This window comes from Streptomyces sp. NPDC001339 (genome assembly GCF_042895955.1).
Taxonomy (GTDB): domain Bacteria; phylum Actinomycetota; class Actinomycetes; order Streptomycetales; family Streptomycetaceae; genus Streptomyces.
In genome coordinates, this window is sequence record NZ_JBIAWT010000008.1 from 355,289 (window position 1) to 372,419 (window position 17,131).

The window sequence follows — 17,131 nt, forward strand, 5'->3', positions numbered from 1 at the left end:
CGGCCGCGGTGCCACGGTTCGGTTTTCCGGAATCACGCCGGACATCGTACGGAGGCGTGGTACGGCACCCGTGGCGGGCGCGAAGCGGAGCGCGGCCTGCCCCCGCCGGCCGCTCGCCGGACCCCGGCGCGGGCCGCGGGCCCCGGCGCGGGCCGCGGGCCTCGGACCGGCCTTTCGCCCGGCCCCGTTGCCGCCAAGTGCAGCTGGGGGGAGGGAACTTCGGACGTCTGGCGCCCTGCCCTGGCCCCGGACCGCCACGTAGCACCGTAATACCTGAGAGCTACCCGCGAAGTTGGCTCCTGAGCGTGACGTCGTTCCCACCCGCGATTTCTAACGTTGCAGTCAGTCGAGCAACGAGTCGAGCAACGAGTCGAGCAACGAGCCGGCCGGTGGGCCGGGCAACGGGTGGAAGGAGGCGGGCCACTATGCGAACCGCTATGCGAACCGCGAGATGGGGGAGGGGTGGGCTGATGGTGGCCGTCGCCGCGGCCGTCGTGCTGTCGGTCACCGCGGGGGCCCGGTCCGCCGCCGGCGCTCCCGTCCCGCCACGGCTCCCCGCCGTGCAGGCCGGAACGCTCCAGGAGCGGTACGCGGCCAACCGCGGCTATATCGCGGAGTCCGAGCGCGCGGCACGCCGGATCGGGGACAGGGACCGGGAGCGGCACCTCCGGCAGCTGAACGCCCCCGGGCGGAATTTTCTCTCCTTCAGCCCGCACGGTGACGGCCAGGCTGTGGAGGTGCTCGGTGACCTGACCGATGCGCACCGGGTCGTGGTCCTGGTCCCGGGCTCGGACGCCACCGTCGACACCTTCGACTTTCTCGGTTCGCACCAGGCCTCGCTCGGCGGCGGCGCCCGGGCGCTGTACGCGGAGCTGAACCGGCTCTCGCATGCTCCGGTCGCCGTCGTCGCGTGGTACGGCTACCGCGCCCCGCGGACCATGAGCACAGACGTTGCCACCACCGCGCGGGCGGAGGAGGGCGGCGGGCGGCTGGCCACGCTGCTGGGGGAGCTGCGGGATGCCAACTCCCGCGCCACGGTGACTTTTCTGTGCCACTCCTACGGATCCGTGGTGTGCGGCGAGGCCGTCAGCCGGATGACCTTCCGGACCGCGTCGGGGCTCGACGGCATTGCCGTCTTCGGCAGCCCCGGCATGGGCGTACGGTCCCTGTCCGAACTGCCGGTACGGATACCGGTGTGGGCCGGCCGGGGCGCCGGCGACTGGATCGCCCATGCCCCGCACGTCAGCGTGAGTGTCCTCGGCGAGACCCTCGGCTTCGGGACCGACCCGGTCTCCGCTTCCTTCGGCGCCACATCCTTCGACGCGGGTACCGGTGGGCACAGCGGCTACCTCGTGCCGGGAAGTCTTCCGCTGCGGAATCTGGCCCTGATCGGCCTCGGCAGGGGAGCGGAGGTCTCCCATGGCTGACACCGACCTGCGTATACGCCCCACTCTGGGGGAGCGACGGCCCTCCGCCCTGGGACATCGGAGGCCTCCCGCTCTGGGTATGCGACGGCCCTCCGTCCTGGGAAGCCGAGAGTTTTCCACCCTGGGGAAACGGCGGCCCCGGCGGTCCCGCACCCTCAGCGGACGGACACCCCGCGCCCTGAGGGCACAGACGCCTCGCACCCTGAGCGAGCGGCCGGCCCGCGCGGGAGTGCTCGGCCGGCTGCACGCGGCGGTCCTGCGCATCGATGCGGCGACCTCGCCCGGCCGCGACCGGGCGGTGGACGCCCTCCGGGCCCTGTCCATCCTCGGCGTGGTGCTCGGCCATTGGCTGGTCACCGGGGTGGTGCTCCGTGCCGATGGCCATCTGCTGGGAGACAGCCCGCTGCGCGAGGTGCCCGCCCTCACACCGCTGTCGTGGCTGCTGCAGCCGCTGGCGATCTTCTTCTTCGTCGGCGGCCGGGTCGCCGCCCAGGGGTACGCGGCCGGCCGGACCCGCCGGATGAGCTACGGATCCTGGCTGGCACAGCGGCTGCGCAGGCTGTCCCGCCCCGTCGTGCCGCTGCTGTCCCTGTGGCTGCTGGTCCTGGTGGGCATGGTGGCGGCCGGCACCGCTCACGAAACCGTGAGCACGCTGCTCGGCCTGGTCGTTTCGCCGCTGTGGTTCCTGGCGGTGTTCGCGCTGCTGACCGCGGCCACACCACTGGTGTACCGGCACGGCGCCCTGGTCGCCATCCTGGCATGCGGGGTGGTGGCCCTCCTGGACGTCGCGGACCGCGTGACCGGTGGCGCCGCATGGGTCGAGCCGGTCCGCAACCTCAATGTGCTCGCGGGCTGGCTGGTCCCGTACGCCCTGGGTGCGGTCTGGGCGGCGGGCGGCTTCACCCGGCGCCGGTACGCGGCCGCGCTGTTCGCCACCGGGACGCTCGCCATGGCCGGGCTGATCCTGTGGGGCGGCTACCCCGCCAGCATGGTCGGCGTCCCCGGCTCCGAGGCGTCCAACCTCAGCCCGGTCTCGCTGGCCGCCGTCAGTTTCGGAACGGCCCAGTGCGGCGCGGCTCTGCTGCTGTGCCGTCCGCTGCGGCGGCTGCTGACCGGACCGTCGCGGGTCGCGGCAGCCCGTACCGGCAACCCGGATGTCCCGCTACGGGCCACCCCGGGCCAGTTCCTCTGGGCGGCGGTGGCACTGCTGAACCTCTCGGCGATCACGGTGTTCCTCTGGCACCAGACGGCCATGCTCGCGGTGACCACCATGACGCTGGGGTTCGGCCACCCGCTCTTCGGCCTTCATACGCCTCCCGATGCCCCGGTCTGGGCTGCTGCCCGCCTGGCCTGGATACCGGTGTTCACGGTGGTGCTGATCGTGCTGGCCGCGGGCTTCCGGCACGTGGAGCGAGGCTCCCGGCCCGCCTACCAGAAGGCGGCATGAGGCGATGTGACGCCTACGAAACCCGTGAAACCCGTCGGCTCAATGGGGCAGCCCCCTGACCCTCGTCAGTCCTCATCAACTCTCGTCAGCACGTCAGCACGTCAGCACGTCAGTACTGCAGTACGGAATCTCCCGGTGGAGGGAAAATGGAAGCGATCACCGTCGAGCGGATAGCCAGCCTGTACCAGAAGTACCAGGACGACCTGCGGGTGGTACGGGATGACCAGCGGCAGTTCCTCCGCGACCGGGGAAGGTCGATGAAGGCTCAGCTCGACGACTTCGAGGCGGAGATGACGTACCTGCTGCTGCGTGATCTGAAGCCCGAAGTCGTGGTGGAGGTCGGCACCTTCTACGGCTGGTCGACCATGTGGATCCTGAGCGCGCTCCGCGACAACGGGACCGGCCATCTGTACTCGTTCGACATCGTCGACAACGTGGTGCGCAACGTCCCGAAGGAACTCTCCGCGGACCGCTGGACGTTCACCAAAGGCGACATCCGGGAGCACCCGGACAAGATCCCCGCCGGGACGGATTACCTCTTCATAGACGCCGACCACGGGGCCCGCTTCGCCCACTGGTACATCGAGAACCTCTTCCCCGCCGTCCCCGCGGGGACGCCCACCAGCGTCCACGACGTGTACCACGGGCGGCGCCCCAAGCCGTTCAGTGAAGGATCGGTCATAGTGAAGTGGCTCGCCGAGAAGGACATCGAGTTCCTCACACCGTCCACCGCGAAGGCTCCGCACGTGACGGAGTACCTGGCCGGGGTCAAGAAGGAGCTGGGGCTCGATGAGCCGGTCAGGGACAGTGACCACAACCCCATGATCTTCTTCAACCTCCCCTGACCGGGCCGCGACAGCCGGAGAGCGCGTCGCTCGGAGTTCGGGTCAGTCGGAGAGCACGTCTCCCCGCAGCAAGCCGGAACCGGCGGGCACCTCGGCCGGGTCGCTGCCCTGGCTCACGACCTTGTTCTGACCGTCGACGAACACCACCCGCGGCTTCAGCTCGCGGGCTTCGGCGTCGTCCACCATGGCATAGGCGATGATGATCACCAGGTCGCCGGGGCTGATCAGCCGGGCGGCGGCGCCGTTGATACCTATGACCCCGGAACCGCGCGGGCCTTCTATGACGTAGGTGGAGAGGCGTGCGCCATTGTCGATGTCCACGATGTCCACCCGCTCACCGGGGAGCAGATCGGCGGCTTCCATCAGGTCCGCGCTCACGGTGAGGGAACCCACGTAGTGCAGATCGGCCTGCGTCACGGTGGCGCGGTGGATCTTGGACTTCATCATGGTCCGGTACATGGGTCGGTTCTCATTCCTTGGTCGGTCTGTCGACGATGGTGGATTCCCGGTGCACGGTCACACCGAGTGTCGAACGGGGCGCCGGGACGCCGGGGCGCCGGGACGCCGGGGCGCCGGAACGCCGGGGCGCGGGGATGCCGGGACCCCGGCACGCTCGGATGCAGGGATTCCAGGACGGCGGTGGCGGTACGTCCCGCCCGGCCGGTGGCTCACCCCAGGGCGGTGAGCCGTCCGCTGATGTCCTGAACCACCGCGGCCTCGTGCGGGACGAGGTAGAAGTGGCCTCCGGAGAAGGGGCGGGCATCGAAGGGGGCCGAGGTGAGAGAGGCCCAGGCCCGGACGTCGTCGGGGGACGGACCGGGGTCGTCCTCGCCGTAGTAGGCCACGATGGGGACTTCCACGGCCGTGGCCTTGGGGCCGGCCGCGTAGGCGTCCAGCAGCCGGTAGTCCGCCCGGATCGGCGGCAGGAACAGGTTGCGGATCTCGGGATCCCGCAGCAGCTCCGCTCCCGGACCGCCGAGCTTGGCCACGTGTGCGGCGAGCCCGTCATCGGTGAGATCACCGGTACCGGTCCGCCGCAGACGGTGGGGTGCGGCGCGGGCGGAGAGGAAGAGCTGTGCCGGGCCGGGCGCGCCCCTCTCGGCGAGCCGGGCGGCGACCTCGTGCGCCACGGAGGCCCCCATGCTGTGCCCGAAGAAGACGGTACGGGTGTCCATGCCGGGCGCCAGCGCGTCCGCCAGCTGTCCGGCGAGGTCCGCCATGCTCGTCAGGCAGGGCCGGTCGACGCGTGCCTCACGGCCCGGGTAGCACACCGCCGCCACTTCCCAGTCCGCGGGCGCCCACTGGTGCCACGCGCGGAAGAAGTTCGCCGTGCCGCCGGCGTGCGGGAAGCAGAGGAGCCGACCCCGGGGCGCGGCCACCGGCCGGAAGGTGCGTATCCACGGTGTCCGGGACGAGGCGGAGCTACGTATCCACGATGCCCCGGGCGAGGCAGGAGAAAGGGCCATAGGCGCATCCTAGGAGCCGGGCCCGCCGGCCCTGTATCGCCCAGATCACCCTCCCTGAGGACGGAGCGGGTAACGGCGAAGGCCCGGAGCATCCCAGCCCCGGGCCTTCGCCGTTACCCGGGCCTTCGCCGTTTCCCGGGCCTTCGCCGTTACCCGGACCCTCGCCGTTTCCCGGACCTGTGTCCTTCAGCGGGCGCTCGGGACCGGGCCGAACGCCCCACGCCTTCGCCTGCGCTTCAAGCCACCTGCGCTTCAAGCCACCTGCGGCTCACGTCACCTACGGCGCACTTCGCCTGCGGCTCACTTCACCGGCTTGACCCGCCACAACTGGGCCGGGGTCTGGTTGCAGGACCACTGCTGCGCCTGCACGGCGTTGTCCATCTTGGCCCCGGTGATGTCCAGGCAACGATCCTCGACATGCGCAGGACGCAGCTGGAAGAGCTTGTTGACGTGGTCGACCAGGACGATCCGCCAGTGCGTGTTCTTCCCCCCGAAGCACGACCACTGCTGGACGGCCGCACCGGCCTGGGTGCCGCTGTTCTCCACCTCGAGGCACTTGCCGCTGGTCTGGGAACGCAGCTCGAAGGTGGAGTCGGCGGCGGGGACCAGACGCCACTTCTGGGCTTCGACGGTGTCGTAGCAGGTCCACTGCTGTGCCCGCCGACCGTTGGCGGTCGCACCGTTGTCGATTTCCAGGCACTTGCCGCTCTGCACGTTCTGCAGCTGCACGACCGTTTCCGCGGTGGGCGCGGCGGACCGCGGCGCGCGCTCCTCCGCGTGTGCGGCGGTCGCACCGCCTGCCAGCACGGCGACGCTACCGGCCATGGCCAGTGCGGCCCGGATGGTACCTGCCATCATGAATCCGTTCCTCGTCAAAAGATCTTGGTGCCCGAGGCTGTGGGGCACAGGTGATGGGCCCGTCCCGCCGGGACCGGTCGCAATGCGCTGCCAGACCGGCGGGACGTGGAATGTCCTGGGAATGCTCTGGGGAACGCCCTGGAGGGGGAGTGTCCCGGGAGAGGGAGAATCCCCCTGGAGGCGTCAGGCAGCAGCCGGCAGGAGCCGCCAGCGCTGGGCGGTGGTGCCGTTGCAGGACCACTGCTGGGCGTTTGCACCGTCCTTGTCGCTGCCGCCGCTGATGTCCAGGCACCGGTCCAGGGCGTGGGCGGGGCGCAGCTCGTACAGATCCTCGATGACATCGACCGTGCTCAGCCGCCAGCGCTGCTGCGGGGCGTCGCCGACGCACCACCACTGCTGGACGTTCGCACCGGCCTTGGTGTCCCGGTCCGCCACTTCGAGGCACTTGCCGCTGTGCTTCGCCCGTATTTCGAAGGTCGCCGAGTCGGTGGGGACCAGCTCGAAGAGCTGGTTGTCCAGACCGTCGGCGCACTTCGACTGCACCGCGTTGGCCTCGTTGCGGAAGCTGCCGTCCGCGATGGTGAGGCACTGGCCGCTGTGCGCCGCTTGCAGTTTGACGACGGACGGTGCGGCGTCGGCGGCACGGGGGGTGACCTGGTCGGCGTGCGCGGCGGTGGTGGTGCCGAAGAGCGCGGCGGCGCTGGCGGCGGTGGCCAGCATGGCTCGCATGGGCCGAGGCATCGTGGATTCCGTTCTTCTTGTCTTCTAGGTGGTGAACTCGAGGAGCTGCGGGTGGTACTGGTCGGAGGCCTCGTCGGCGAAAAGGGCGAAGCTCTTGCCCGCCGTGGCCGCGGCGGGGAATGACGGAGCGGCGGAGAGCAGCGTGACGGGGCCGGCCATGGCGACGGCGGCAGCCATCGTGAGTGCACGGTGGAGCTTCACGCGGCCCCTTCGATCCCTTCGATCGCTTCGATCCCTTCGATCCCTTTTCTGAAGTCGGAGGACTGGTGGCCGCCGGTGTGGAACACAGGTGGGCGGCCGTCACGCCGGGGATCGTATGACCGGAATAAAGGCTGAAGAAAATGAGATCTTTGCCCGCTTGTGGTCTGAATGAGAGTGAGTAGGCGGGCTAAATGGGGCGAATGCGGATAGTTGTTCGCGTTTCCCGTTAATTCTGTATGAGGTATTTCACCCGAAGTGCGCTGCGGGCCGTGCGAGGGTTGCGGTGTGTGCGGCCCCGGGCAAATGGGTGACCGCACGTCAGGTGCCGTGACTCAGGCGGGGGGAGGCCTCGTTCCTTCCGGGAGAGAAGCCGGGAATGGCGAATGGGCGGAAGGGTGCGCGACGGCTCTGTGCGATGTCGTCGCGGGGTGTGCGGGAGGTTATCTCTGTGATCCGACACGTGGCGCGTAATGGGGCGAAATCCCCCTATGGCTACTTTTAGTGTGCATATACTTACGATTAGTAGTCAAGTCAAGGCTCCTCCATCCACATGCACTAAGGATCAAGAGTTCCATGCGCAAACTTCAGAAAGTCGCGATCGTCGTCGCAGCCATCGGCTGCCTGTCCACTGTCGGGGCCGGTATCAGCCTCGCCGACGGATACGGCCCGCAGGCCACCGCATGGTCCACGTCGGCGTCCGCAGCCGGGGCCTCGGCGCTGGGCGACGGTCAGTACGGAGGCCAGCACCAGCACCAGGCCCCGCAGGCGGTCACGCCGGTTCAGAGCGCTCCGGCGCCGCAGGCCGTGACTCCGCAGGCCCCGGCCTGTGGCTACTGCGCGGCGCAGTACCCGGCCCCGGCCCCGGCCCCGCAGGCCCCCGCCCCGCAGGCGATCGCCCCCCAGGCTCCGGCCCCGGCGCCGCAGGCGGTCGCCCCGCAGGCTCCCGTCCGTCAGGCTCCGGCCCCGCAGGCCGAGGCCCCCCGGGAGCCCATCCACGACGCCCCCGCTCCGCAGTCCAACTACGCGAAGAAGGATGACAAGAGCAACGAGATCGCCATCAAGCAGAACACCTCGTGCCGGTCGCATGACATGAACATCGACATCCTCGGCCAGGTCGGGATCCTCAACGGCCTGCTGGGCAACGCGCTCAACGGCGAGGGTCACTCGGGCGGTCAGCACACCAAGCAGGGCTCCAGCATGGGCTGCAACAACGCCGCCCACGCCAAGTAACGGACCGGGGTCCCGGCGCCGGGCCGCGCGGCGCGGCGCCGGGACCCCGTCCACTACCTCCTCAGAGCCCGGGCGCAGGCCATCCGCGGTGCGTGGCGCCCGGGCAACGATCGCAAAGGAACGCAGCAGATGTTCAGCAGCAAGAAGATCGCGGTTGTCTCGGGGCTCCTGAGCGGCCTCGTCGTGACCTGTGCCGGCGTCACCCAGGCGTACGCCGGAGAGCACCCGGGTCACTGCGCACGCACCCCTCAGGGCAACCACACCTGCGTCCAGAAGCACGGTTCCGACTACACCGCCAAGAACGGCACGCACGTCATCAGGCAGCAGAAGTCCTGCTCGACGGCCTCCCGGCACCATGCGGTGTGGCCGGAGAACGGCCTGCTGGAAACCGGTCCCGCGAACCTCGGGGGTTCCGTGGACTGCTCCAACAGGCTGATGCTGCCGAAGGGTTAGGCGCGCCGCCTCGGCCGGTGGCCGTCGGGCACCGCGAAGGGCCGGGCCGGGTTGATCCCGGGCCCGGCCCTTCGCGTATGCCGCCCGCGGTCCGGGTGACGGCGCCTCACCGGAGAGCCGGCGCGGCGCCTCACCCTGCCGGCCGTCACCGGGTGCGCCTGGCGAGAGCTCTGCTGATGATGGCGGCATGGGGCTTCATGAAGAACACAACGGACCCGAGCCGACGGGCGGGAGCAGGGACGTCGACGTCCTCGCCCCTGAGACCCCTGGGACGCCTGAGACCCCTGGGACGCCTGAGACCCCTGGGACGCCTGAGACCCCTGGGGCGCCTGAGGCGCCGCCAGGGATCACCCCGGGCTCGGAGCACGCCGTGGGCCCCTCCGGTCCCGCGACCGCGGTCGGCACGGTCTTCGTCAGCGGGATGCACAGCGGGCCGAACCCGTCGCCGGGCCTGAGCGTCGCCCGCTCCCTGCGGCTCGCCCAGCCGGACCTCCGGATCGTCGGCCTGGACTATTCGCGGGAGAGCTCCGGACTGCACTCGGCGCTCCTCGACGACCTGGTCTGCCTCCCCGCGTGGCGCGAGGCGCACCTGGCCACGTGGATCGAGCAGATGGACCGCCTTCTGGAGCCCGAGGACGCGGTCCTGATCCCCTGTCTGGACCTGGAAGTCCGGCTGCTCGCGCGGGAGCTCGGGTCGCACAGCCGGATTCTGGGGCCCCCGAAGTCGGCACTGGAGCTGGTGGGCAAACCTCCGGTCGAAGCGGCGGAACTGCTCGGGCTGCGCACTCCGGAGTACGAGACCGACACCAGCTGGCAGGCCGTCGACATGTTCATCCGCCGCTCCCCGCACGGGGTGTGGGTCAAGGGCCAGCACTACGACGCGCACCGGGCCCACACGGCCGGGGACGCGCTGTCCCTGGGCGACGTCGTCCAGCGGACCTGGGGCGGCAACTGGCATCTGGAGGCGCATGTGGCCGGCCAGGAGTGCAGCATCGCGTTCTGCGCCCTGGACGGCCGGCTGCTGGACGCGGTCTTCATCAGCAAGGCGATGGTCACGACCGAGGGCAAGACCTGGGCCGGCGAGGTCGCCGAGCTGGACGCGGCCATGCGCGACCGGCTGGCCGGACTGCTCGCCGACGCCCGGTGGACCGGCGGCGGTGAGCTGGAGCTCATCCGCAGCTGGAGCGGCGAACTGACGCTCATGGAGATCAACCCGCGGCTGCCCGCCTGGATCCACGGTGCCTCCGTGTGCGGCGCCAACCTGCCCGCCGCCCTCGTCACGAGAGAGCCCGCCGACCCCGCCAGGCGCCTCACGCCGGGCTTCACCCGCGTGGTGGAGGAGATCCCGGTGCACCCGGCCCTGGGCATCACCCCCATCGCCTGGGTCGCGGGCGGGATCTCCCGGCCGGGCGACAAGCGGCATTCGGGCATGCCGTCGCTGGGCCAGCGGCGCCTGCTCCCGCACGAGGGCGCCGAGTTGACCGAGGCCCAGCTCGAAAGCCCCCCGAACCCGGGCCTGACCCCGAGCCCGGGAACCTCCGCACACGTGGACGGCACGGTCGCCAGCGAGGCCGAGGCCGTCGCACGGGAGGCGGAAGCCGTCGTCCGCGGGGCCGAAACGGTCGTGAGCGAGGCGGAGGCCGTCGTACGGGAGGCGGAGTCGGCCGGACGCGCGGGCGGATCGGTGGCCGGCGCGTCAGCCGTACCGGTAGCTGAAGCGCCCGTTCCGGCGGACGCGCCGGCCGTGCGCACCGGAGGCTTCGAGAAGCTGCTCGGGCCCCCGGGGAACGCGGCCACTCCGTACCGGCAGATTCTCCTTCCCCTGTTCACCGAGCGGGTCCGGGCCCTGCGGCAGGAGGTCGAGGGCATCGGCCGGGTGCTCCTCGCGCACAGCGTGAAGACCTGCCCCCAGCCCGCCGTGCTGCGGGAGGCCGCCCGGCTCGGTCTGGCCGCCGAGGCGATCAGCCTGGCCGAGCTCGACGCGGCCGCCCGGTACGGCATGGCGGCGGAACGGGCGATCCTCAACGGTCCCGCGAAGTGGTGGCCCGCCACCGACCGCGTCCGCTGCTTCGCCTTCTTCGCCGACTCGGTGGCCGAACTGAGCACTCTCCAGGCCCAGTTGGACAGTGGCTTCCAGCTGGAGGCCGAGGTCGTCGGCGTACGTGTCGCGCCCGCCGGACTCGTCAGCCGCTTCGGCGTGCCGTTGCACGAGCGCGACAGCATGGCGGAGACCGCCCGGCTGCTGCGCACGCTCGCCGACCGGCTCGGAGCCGGCTGGGGGCTGCACTTCCACTACGCCCAGAGCACCCTGGGCGCACCGCGCTGGCAGCGCGAATGCGCGACGGCGCTCAGCGCGGCCGATCCGCTGGCGGACCAGCTGGGCGGGCCGCCGGCCGTACTGGACATCGGCGGCGGGTGGCACGTCGACGATCTGCCGTGCCTGCGCACCTCGCTGGAGTACGTGCTCGCGCACGGCCCGGACGCCGCACGGGACGGGGACCCCCTGCTGGTGATGGAGCCCGGCAAGCTCCTCACCCAGCCGTCCGCCGCGGTCGTGACGCAGGTACTGGCGCACCGGGGTTCCCATCGCGGTGAGGACATCGTCGTCGACGCGGCCGAGGGCGATATGCCCGAGGCGCCGTTCCATCCGCACCCCGTGGCCCGTTTCGACGGCTCCCGCTGGGTGCCCCTGCGGCCCGGCGGGAGCTGGATTTTCGGCAGGTCCTGCATGGAGCACGATGTGCTCTCGGTCCGGCTGGACCTCTCCGACGTCCGGGACGGCGACTACCTCGCCTTCGGTATGTGCGGCGGATACGACACCTCGATGGCCTACGACTTCGGGCGCGGGACCGCGCCGCGGGAACTGGGGCGGTAGCCATGAGTCTGATCGCAGACCTGGAACGGTTCGACCGGATCGGCCTGTCCCAGGTGGGCAGCCACCCGAAGGCGTGCTGCCGGACGGTCAGACACAGTGTTTTCGCCCAGGTGACGCACTTCGGGGACACGGGGACCGCGCTCGCCGCCGTCCCCGGGCTCTTCCGGTGGGGGCCCGTGCAGTGGCCGGCCCACTGGTGCGACCTGGTGGACGACGGTGACCTCGTCGGCGACTGCGGGGTGCACGCCGATGTGGCGTCGGTGCTCCTCGCCCGGAAGTCCGTACCGCACGCGCGCGCTCGCGCCGCCGTGCTGACCCCGCCGATGGCCCCCGCGCACTGGCGGGCGGTGTGGAACGAGGCGCGGGTCAGCGATGCGTGGATCGGGCGGACCGCCGTCTACCACGAGGTTCTCCGGGTCGGGAACCGCTGGTGGGACCCGAGCGACGCCCGGTGGTTCTCCGGGCCGGGGGGTCACACAGGGAGCGGACACGTCCTCGCCATCCGGGAGGACGGCGGGGAGTGGCAGCTCGCTCCGGATGCCCCGGATGCCTCTGGTGCCCCGGACGCCCCCGATGCCTCGGCGTCGCCGCGCGCTCCGGCGCCACCGCAGGGCACGACGCCGAGCCGGGGCCTGCCGCAAGGCGTCCTGCCGTAGGGCGCCCCGCCCTCCGGTCGTAGGGCGCCCTGGCCATGGGGCATCCTGCCGTCCGGCCGCAGGGCACGAGCGCACCCGAACCCCCAGGAGACAGCGTGATCAGCCCCGAGACAGTGCAGCCGGCCGCGCCCGGCACCGAGAAGGGCACCGGGCTCCCCGGCCCGGTCCGCCTCGCGGCGCAGCTGGTCCGCAGCTTCGGCCAGCTCAGCCTGCTGCCGAACGCCTGGACCGGAGTCCTTTTCACGCTGGCGGTCTTCCTGGGCAGTTGGCAGTCGGGCGTCTTCGGTGTGCTGGGCGCCGTGGTCTCCACCGCGACCGCGTACGTCATGGGTGTCGACCGGGGTGCCATCGACCTGGGTACGCAGGGCTTCAGCGGCTGCCTGACCGGTATCGCCCTGTACGTCTTCCTCGGCTCCCACCCCTCGACGTACCTGCTGACCATCGGCGGCGCCGTCGTCTGCGTACTGGCCTACTCCGCGCTGACCGCCATGCTGGCGCCCTGGCGGCTGCCGGTGCTGACCGCACCGTTCTGCGTGGTGGTCGGCGCGGCCCTGGCGGCGGCTCCCGCCTTCACCCGGCTCTGGCCGTGGCCCGTCGGCCCGGCGGCGCTGCCCACCGCCGCCGTCCCCGGTGGCAGGTACACCTGGTCCGATCTATGGCACGGGTTCTTCGCCAACATCGCCCAGGTCGGCCTCTCGGCACACTGGTACGTCGGTGTGATCATGCTGGTGGGGCTCTTCGTCGGCGGGATCCGGCACGGGCTGGCCGCGGTCGCCGGCAGCGTCGTGGCGGTACTCCTGGCCTGGGGTCTGGGCGCTCCGCCGGCCGGGCTCGCCGCGGGTGTCTACGGTTACAACGCGGTCCTCGTGGCCGTCGCCCTGGGCGGGATGTTCCTGGTCAGGACCGTGCCCAACGCCCTCTACACCCTGGTGGCGGTGGCCGTGGTGACGGTGCTGACGGCGGCGATGAACGCCTACTTCACCCCGTTCGGAGGGCGCACCCTGAGCTGGCCCTTCATCATCACCAGCTGGCTGTTCCTCGCCGCGGCCCCCTCCTTCCCCCGGATCCGGCGCTCAGACTGAGGGCGGGCCCGGCCAGGTGAACACCGGTCAGGTAAATCCAGGTGAATATCCGGCCAGGTAAATAAGGGCGGAACCCCGAAGACGGGCGTGCAGGGGCGTGCAGGGGCATGGAAGAGTCCCGGCGTCGGCGGGTGGCTCGACGCCGGGACCTGTCCCCGTTTTCCGCTACGTGCCGGAGTTCTCGGTTACGTGCGGGAGTTCTCGGTTACTTGCCGAACTCGTTGTTGCAGCCCATGGACGAGCCCATCGTGCTGGACTGCGCACCGGCGGGGCCCTCGCCGCCGAGCAGGTTGCCGGCCAGGCCGTTCGCGATCCCGACCTCGCCGAGGATGTCGACGTTCGTGTCGTGCGAGCGGCAGGAGCTGCCCTGCATGAGCTTGAAATCGACGCCCATGCTGCTCTTGCCGCCACCGTCCTTGCTGCCGTGGTTGGCATCGGCGTAGGAGGTGCCGGTGCCGAGGATGCCGAGGGTGCCGAGGGCGGCGGCTACCACTGCCGCCGTGCGAAGCTTGCGCATTTCTTCTCCGGTGGATTGCCCGATGCGATCGGTGATGGATCGACTTCGTACGGTTATGGAGGCTAATCCGGAATATCCTGAAATCGCGCAACGACGCGCCGGATTGTATGATCGAGGGCTTTTGGCAACAGCCCCCGTGACCTGCGCAGTTCAGGGGCCCGGCCGGGCCGGAACGGGCACGGAACGGCCGGGGGCACTCCGTGGCGAACGGGGGACGCGCCACCTGTCCGGCCGTACCGCGCTTGACTTGTCGCCCGGAGCGCGGCGCCGACTGGCGCGATCAGGTGATGATCTGGGCGTGGGCGCCGGAGCCCGCACCGCGCCGGTGGAAGGGTGGCAGTGCACACCGCACGTCCATCACGCGACATGAAGCAGGAGCTGCTATGCGCCGCGCACTCACCCTTCTTGCGGGAGCCCTCGCCGTCACCGGGGCCCTCTCCACCCCCGCCCACGCCGACAACCGCGGGCCGGGCCTCGTCGGCATCATCGGCGAACCCGTAAGGGCCGCCTCCAACATCGGCGGGCTGGAGGTCGGCGGCCTGCCCCTGGGACTGCTCAACCCCCCGGCGCCGCAGGCCCCGGGTATGACCAGCAATCCGCAGCAAGGCGGGCTGCTCTCCCCGAACAACGCGCAAGGCGGATTGCTCGCCCCGAACAACGGGCAAGGCGGATTGCTTGCCCCGAACAACGGGCAAGGCGGAGGGCTGCTCGGCCCGAAGAGCAACACCACGCAGCAGCGGACGGTGCTCTCCCCGACGAATTGACAATCCATGTGATGAACGCCGGGAAACCCTCTCCATAAAATCAGAACGCGTGTCACTCCTCGGCCGGATAAGCGCGGGTCAAGCTGAATGCGTGATCGAAATGCCTGATTCGTAGCCTTCCTTCTCCGGCCTCGTTGAGCTTGTTGCGGTCCGCGGCCGTGACCGCACTGCTAAGGAGGAGTCACATGATCAAAAGGGTCATTGCCGCTTCGGCTGCCACCGGCGGCCTGCTGCTCGCGGGTGCGGGCACGACCGTCGCAGACACCGGCGCCAAGGGAGAGGCTGTCGGCTCGTCCGGGCTGGGGTCCGGCAACCTGCTCCAGGTGCCGCTGCACCTCCCGCTCAACGTCTGCGGAAACACGATCGACGTCGTCGGGCTGCTCAACCCGGTCTTCGGCAACGAATGCGCCCAGGGCGAGTCGGCGATGCGGCACCACCACAAGCCGCAGGTCAAGCACGAGCCGCAGGAGCGCCACCACACCACGTCGCACCACCGCGCGGCGACCCCCATCGTCGCCCACACCCACCACCAGGCCGTGCACCCGCAGTTGGCGGCGACCGGTTCGGAGCGGGTCAACGTGGCGATTCCGGCCGGTGTCAGTGCCGGGCTGATCCTCGGCGGCGTCCTGCTCTACCGCCGGGGCCGCCGGGCCTCCGCCCGCGTCTGACCGCGGGGAGCGGCGGCCGTATGAGGCCGGCACTCCGTCAGGTACGAGTGTGTGGGGTCCGGAAAGGCGCCGGGCCCCATACGCATACGCCGTCGGCTGGCAAATGGGTGACGGCCCTTTGGTTCCCGTGACCGGACCGGGGGAATCCCCGTTGGCCCCTGGGAGAGAGCAGCGAATGGGCTCGTGGTCCGTCACCGGGAAATGCTGCTCCCTGCTATCGGGGGCGGTCGCGGGCCTGCGGGGGGCTTCCGCCGTGGTCCGAATCGGGGTGCGCAGGGTGTGAAGCTCCAGGAATTCCGCCGCCGGCGCACACCACTGCCGACGCACACAAGACAGCAATAAGTAATGCAGATTTCCATGTACAGGCAATGAAGGGCCGAGGGTTCCATGCGCAAGCTTCACCAGGTCGCGCTCGTCTTCGCAGCGGCCGGCGGTCTGTCCGCCATCGGCACCGGCGCCAGCCAGGCCGACCCCGTCGGATACAACGGCTACGCCGGCCCGCCCGTTTCCCAGCAGGACCCCCAGGCCGCCTCCTGGAGCGCTTCGCAGGCCACTTCGCACGCGTCCGGCCCCCAGGGCTACGCCCCCCAGGGCGGCGCCCCGGATGCCGGCCCGCAGTCGCCCCCGCAGGTCAACCCGCAGTTCAACCCGGACATCACCCCCGAACTCTCCCCGACGATCGGCGGCTTGGCCCAGCAGGCCGCCGATGGCCCGCACGACCAGAACAACCGCTTCGGCCCGACCCAGGAGTGCAGCCCGCAGACGCTGCTCAACGCCGCCGCACCGGTCGGCGTCCTCGGCGCCGCACAGGACTGGGGCACCGTCTGCACCCAGCACAACGCCCAGGCCAACGCCGTCTCCGGCTCCGGCGCCCACTCGTAAGGCCGCACCGGGCAGGGTCGCCGGGGTCGCCGCGCACGACGCCGCCGCGGGCCCTTCGGGGAGCGTCCCCGAAGGGCCCGTTCGTGTGCGGTACGGCCGAGCGGGTGATCTGCCACGGAGTGCGAGCCCCTGCCGCGGCCCGCTCCCAGCCCGTCCCGGGCCGATCGTGGCCGCCCGGGCCCTGAACTGCGCTGAAGGTGCGCGAAGTTCTGATCACTCGATCGTACAATTCGGCGCGTCGCAGGTCATACCAGAATATTTCGTATTAGCCTCCCGTGACTGTAAGCAGTCGATCTGTTACGGATCGCATCGCTCAACCACCGGAGAAGACATGCGTAAGCTTCACAAGGCCGCCGTCGTGGCCGCCGTTCTCGGCAGCGTCGGCATCCTGGGCGGCGGCACCGCCCACGCCGACGGCAAGGGCGGCGGGTTCGCAATGCAGCAGGGCAGTTCGTGTAAATCGCACGACATCAACGTCGACGTCCTCGGCGAAGTCGGGATCTTGAACGGCCTGGCCGGCAACCTGCTCAACGGCGAAGGCCCGGCGGGTGCCCAGTCCACCAAGATGGGTTCGGCCATGGGCTGCAACAACATGGCTGGCTGAAACGCCGCGGAACATCGCTGAACGCCACTGAACACACTGAACACCGGAGATTCACGCACGTACGTAAGGATGCGTACGTGTGAGGACGCGTACGTGAGGACACGTACGTAAGAACAGATACGGAAGAAGGGCCCCGGGTATCCGGCCGCAAGGCCGGTGCCCGGGGCCCTTTTCGGTTTTCTTCCTTCCGTGTCCGGGTCGGGGCCCGGTGCGGAGCGGATCGCTCGAAACCGCCCGCCCGAAGCGGCAAATGGGTGACGGCGCGCGGGTTCCCGTGACCGGGCCAGGGGAAATCCCGTTGCGCCCTGGGAGAGAACAGCGAATGGGTCTGTGGGCCGTCGGCAGGAAGCGCCCCTCCAGGTACCGGGGGCGGCTCGCGTCGACGAGGCCGGCAATCAAGGTTTGTCCGACGTGA

Annotated in this window: 17 protein-coding genes and 1 pseudogene; 12 read left to right on the plus strand and 6 right to left on the minus strand. The window is 70.5% G+C overall.

The window, feature by feature from the left end; all coding sequences use genetic code 11:
* Window positions 1-437 precede the first annotated feature (437 nt).
* The 3 genes from ACFY12_RS25260 to ACFY12_RS25270 all read left to right on the plus strand — a co-directional run bounded on the left by ACFY12_RS25260 (window position 438) and on the right by ACFY12_RS25270 (window position 3,719).
* Window positions 438-1,427: an alpha/beta hydrolase gene (locus tag ACFY12_RS25260; protein WP_390718161.1), complete on the plus strand. Its 990-nt coding sequence runs from the start codon at window positions 438-440 to the stop codon at window positions 1,425-1,427.
* The gene (locus tag ACFY12_RS25265; protein WP_390718162.1) at window positions 1,420-2,874 is read left to right on the plus strand and encodes an acyltransferase family protein; all 1,455 of its coding nucleotides are present in this window, start codon (window positions 1,420-1,422) and stop codon (window positions 2,872-2,874) included. Before ACFY12_RS25260 ends, ACFY12_RS25265 begins: the two co-directional genes overlap by 8 nt.
* A 146-nt stretch (window positions 2,875-3,020) precedes the next feature.
* Window positions 3,021-3,719: a class I SAM-dependent methyltransferase gene (locus ACFY12_RS25270; RefSeq protein ID WP_390718163.1), complete on the plus strand. Its 699-nt coding sequence runs from the start codon at window positions 3,021-3,023 to the stop codon at window positions 3,717-3,719.
* 42 nt (window positions 3,720-3,761) lie between these two features.
* Here ACFY12_RS25270 and panD read toward each other — a convergent pair whose 3' ends face one another.
* From panD to ACFY12_RS25295, 5 genes are all read right to left on the minus strand, one after another.
* Complete coding sequence (panD, locus tag ACFY12_RS25275; protein WP_390718164.1) at window positions 3,762-4,178, minus strand: aspartate 1-decarboxylase; 417 nt, start codon at window positions 4,176-4,178, stop codon at window positions 3,762-3,764.
* Window positions 4,179-4,387: 209 nt separating this feature from the next.
* On the minus strand, window positions 4,388-5,098 hold the full coding sequence (locus tag ACFY12_RS25280; protein ID WP_390718165.1) for a thioesterase II family protein: 711 nt from the start codon (window positions 5,096-5,098) through the stop codon (window positions 4,388-4,390).
* A gap of 387 nt (window positions 5,099-5,485) precedes the next feature.
* Window positions 5,486-6,043, minus strand: a complete 558-nt coding sequence (locus ACFY12_RS25285) for an RICIN domain-containing protein (protein ID WP_390718166.1) — start codon at window positions 6,041-6,043, stop codon at window positions 5,486-5,488.
* 183 nt (window positions 6,044-6,226) lie between these two features.
* The gene (locus ACFY12_RS25290) at window positions 6,227-6,772 is read right to left on the minus strand and encodes an RICIN domain-containing protein (protein ID WP_390718167.1); all 546 of its coding nucleotides are present in this window, start codon (window positions 6,770-6,772) and stop codon (window positions 6,227-6,229) included.
* A 36-nt stretch (window positions 6,773-6,808) separates the two neighbouring features.
* Complete coding sequence (locus tag ACFY12_RS25295; RefSeq protein WP_390718168.1) at window positions 6,809-6,985, minus strand: hypothetical protein; 177 nt, start codon at window positions 6,983-6,985, stop codon at window positions 6,809-6,811.
* Window positions 6,986-7,558: 573 nt separating this feature from the next.
* Between ACFY12_RS25295 and ACFY12_RS25300 the strand changes: the two genes are divergently transcribed.
* The 5 genes from ACFY12_RS25300 to ACFY12_RS25320 all read left to right on the plus strand — a co-directional run bounded on the left by ACFY12_RS25300 (window position 7,559) and on the right by ACFY12_RS25320 (window position 13,281).
* Window positions 7,559-8,215, plus strand: a complete 657-nt coding sequence (locus ACFY12_RS25300) for a hypothetical protein (protein WP_390718225.1) — start codon at window positions 7,559-7,561, stop codon at window positions 8,213-8,215.
* A 129-nt stretch (window positions 8,216-8,344) separates the two neighbouring features.
* Window positions 8,345-8,668 carry a hypothetical protein gene (locus ACFY12_RS25305; protein WP_390718169.1) on the plus strand — a complete coding sequence of 108 codons (324 nt, stop codon included), beginning with the start codon at window positions 8,345-8,347 and terminating at the stop codon, window positions 8,666-8,668.
* Window positions 8,669-9,038: 370 nt separating this feature from the next.
* A complete protein-coding gene (locus ACFY12_RS25310) occupies window positions 9,039-11,543 on the plus strand; it encodes a hypothetical protein (RefSeq protein WP_390718170.1) in 2,505 nt (834 codons plus the stop codon).
* 2 nt (window positions 11,544-11,545) lie between these two features.
* A complete protein-coding gene (locus ACFY12_RS25315) occupies window positions 11,546-12,199 on the plus strand; it encodes a hypothetical protein (protein WP_390718171.1) in 654 nt (217 codons plus the stop codon).
* Window positions 12,200-12,294: 95 nt separating this feature from the next.
* Window positions 12,295-13,281 (plus strand): urea transporter, encoded by a 987-nt coding sequence (locus tag ACFY12_RS25320; protein ID WP_390718172.1) that lies wholly within the window; start codon window positions 12,295-12,297, stop codon window positions 13,279-13,281.
* Between the two features lie 205 nt (window positions 13,282-13,486).
* On the opposite strand, the gene ACFY12_RS25325 is transcribed toward ACFY12_RS25320, so the two are convergent.
* Entirely contained in the window at window positions 13,487-13,798 is a 312-nt protein-coding gene (locus ACFY12_RS25325; RefSeq protein WP_390718173.1) for a hypothetical protein, read from the minus strand.
* Between the two features lie 383 nt (window positions 13,799-14,181).
* Between ACFY12_RS25325 and ACFY12_RS25330 the strand changes: the two genes are divergently transcribed.
* The 4 genes and pseudogenes from ACFY12_RS25330 to ACFY12_RS25345 all read left to right on the plus strand — a co-directional run bounded on the left by ACFY12_RS25330 (window position 14,182) and on the right by ACFY12_RS25345 (window position 16,716).
* Window positions 14,182-14,562, plus strand: a complete 381-nt coding sequence (locus ACFY12_RS25330; protein WP_390718174.1) for a hypothetical protein — start codon at window positions 14,182-14,184, stop codon at window positions 14,560-14,562.
* A gap of 185 nt (window positions 14,563-14,747) precedes the next feature.
* Window positions 14,748-14,969: pseudogene (locus ACFY12_RS25335) on the plus strand (chaplin); the annotation flags it as partial.
* A gap of 648 nt (window positions 14,970-15,617) precedes the next feature.
* Window positions 15,618-16,112, plus strand: a complete 495-nt coding sequence (locus ACFY12_RS25340) for a hypothetical protein (RefSeq protein WP_390718175.1) — start codon at window positions 15,618-15,620, stop codon at window positions 16,110-16,112.
* Between the two features lie 331 nt (window positions 16,113-16,443).
* On the plus strand, window positions 16,444-16,716 hold the full coding sequence (locus ACFY12_RS25345; protein WP_390718176.1) for a hypothetical protein: 273 nt from the start codon (window positions 16,444-16,446) through the stop codon (window positions 16,714-16,716).
* The last annotated feature ends 415 nt before the right edge of the window (window positions 16,717-17,131 follow it).

Bases quoted from the DNA above. Each gene is read 5' to 3' on its own strand.
- ACFY12_RS25260 (WP_390718161.1), top strand. From the start codon at position 438: ATGCGAACCGCGAGATGGGGGAGGGGTGGGCTGATGGTGGCCGTCGCC.
- ACFY12_RS25265 (WP_390718162.1), top strand. From the start codon at position 1,420: ATGGCTGACACCGACCTGCGTATACGCCCCACTCTGGGGGAGCGACGG.
- ACFY12_RS25270 (WP_390718163.1), top strand. From the start codon at position 3,021: ATGGAAGCGATCACCGTCGAGCGGATAGCCAGCCTGTACCAGAAGTAC.
- panD (WP_390718164.1), bottom strand. From the start codon at position 4,178: ATGTACCGGACCATGATGAAGTCCAAGATCCACCGCGCCACCGTGACG.
- ACFY12_RS25285 (WP_390718166.1), bottom strand. From the start codon at position 6,043: ATGATGGCAGGTACCATCCGGGCCGCACTGGCCATGGCCGGTAGCGTC.
- ACFY12_RS25290 (WP_390718167.1), bottom strand. From the start codon at position 6,772: ATGCGAGCCATGCTGGCCACCGCCGCCAGCGCCGCCGCGCTCTTCGGC.
- ACFY12_RS25300 (WP_390718225.1), top strand. From the start codon at position 7,559: ATGCGCAAACTTCAGAAAGTCGCGATCGTCGTCGCAGCCATCGGCTGC.
- ACFY12_RS25305 (WP_390718169.1), top strand. From the start codon at position 8,345: ATGTTCAGCAGCAAGAAGATCGCGGTTGTCTCGGGGCTCCTGAGCGGC.
- ACFY12_RS25315 (WP_390718171.1), top strand. From the start codon at position 11,546: ATGAGTCTGATCGCAGACCTGGAACGGTTCGACCGGATCGGCCTGTCC.
- ACFY12_RS25325 (WP_390718173.1), bottom strand. From the start codon at position 13,798: ATGCGCAAGCTTCGCACGGCGGCAGTGGTAGCCGCCGCCCTCGGCACC.
- ACFY12_RS25330 (WP_390718174.1), top strand. From the start codon at position 14,182: ATGCGCCGCGCACTCACCCTTCTTGCGGGAGCCCTCGCCGTCACCGGG.
- ACFY12_RS25340 (WP_390718175.1), top strand. From the start codon at position 15,618: ATGCGCAAGCTTCACCAGGTCGCGCTCGTCTTCGCAGCGGCCGGCGGT.
- ACFY12_RS25345 (WP_390718176.1), top strand. From the start codon at position 16,444: ATGCGTAAGCTTCACAAGGCCGCCGTCGTGGCCGCCGTTCTCGGCAGC.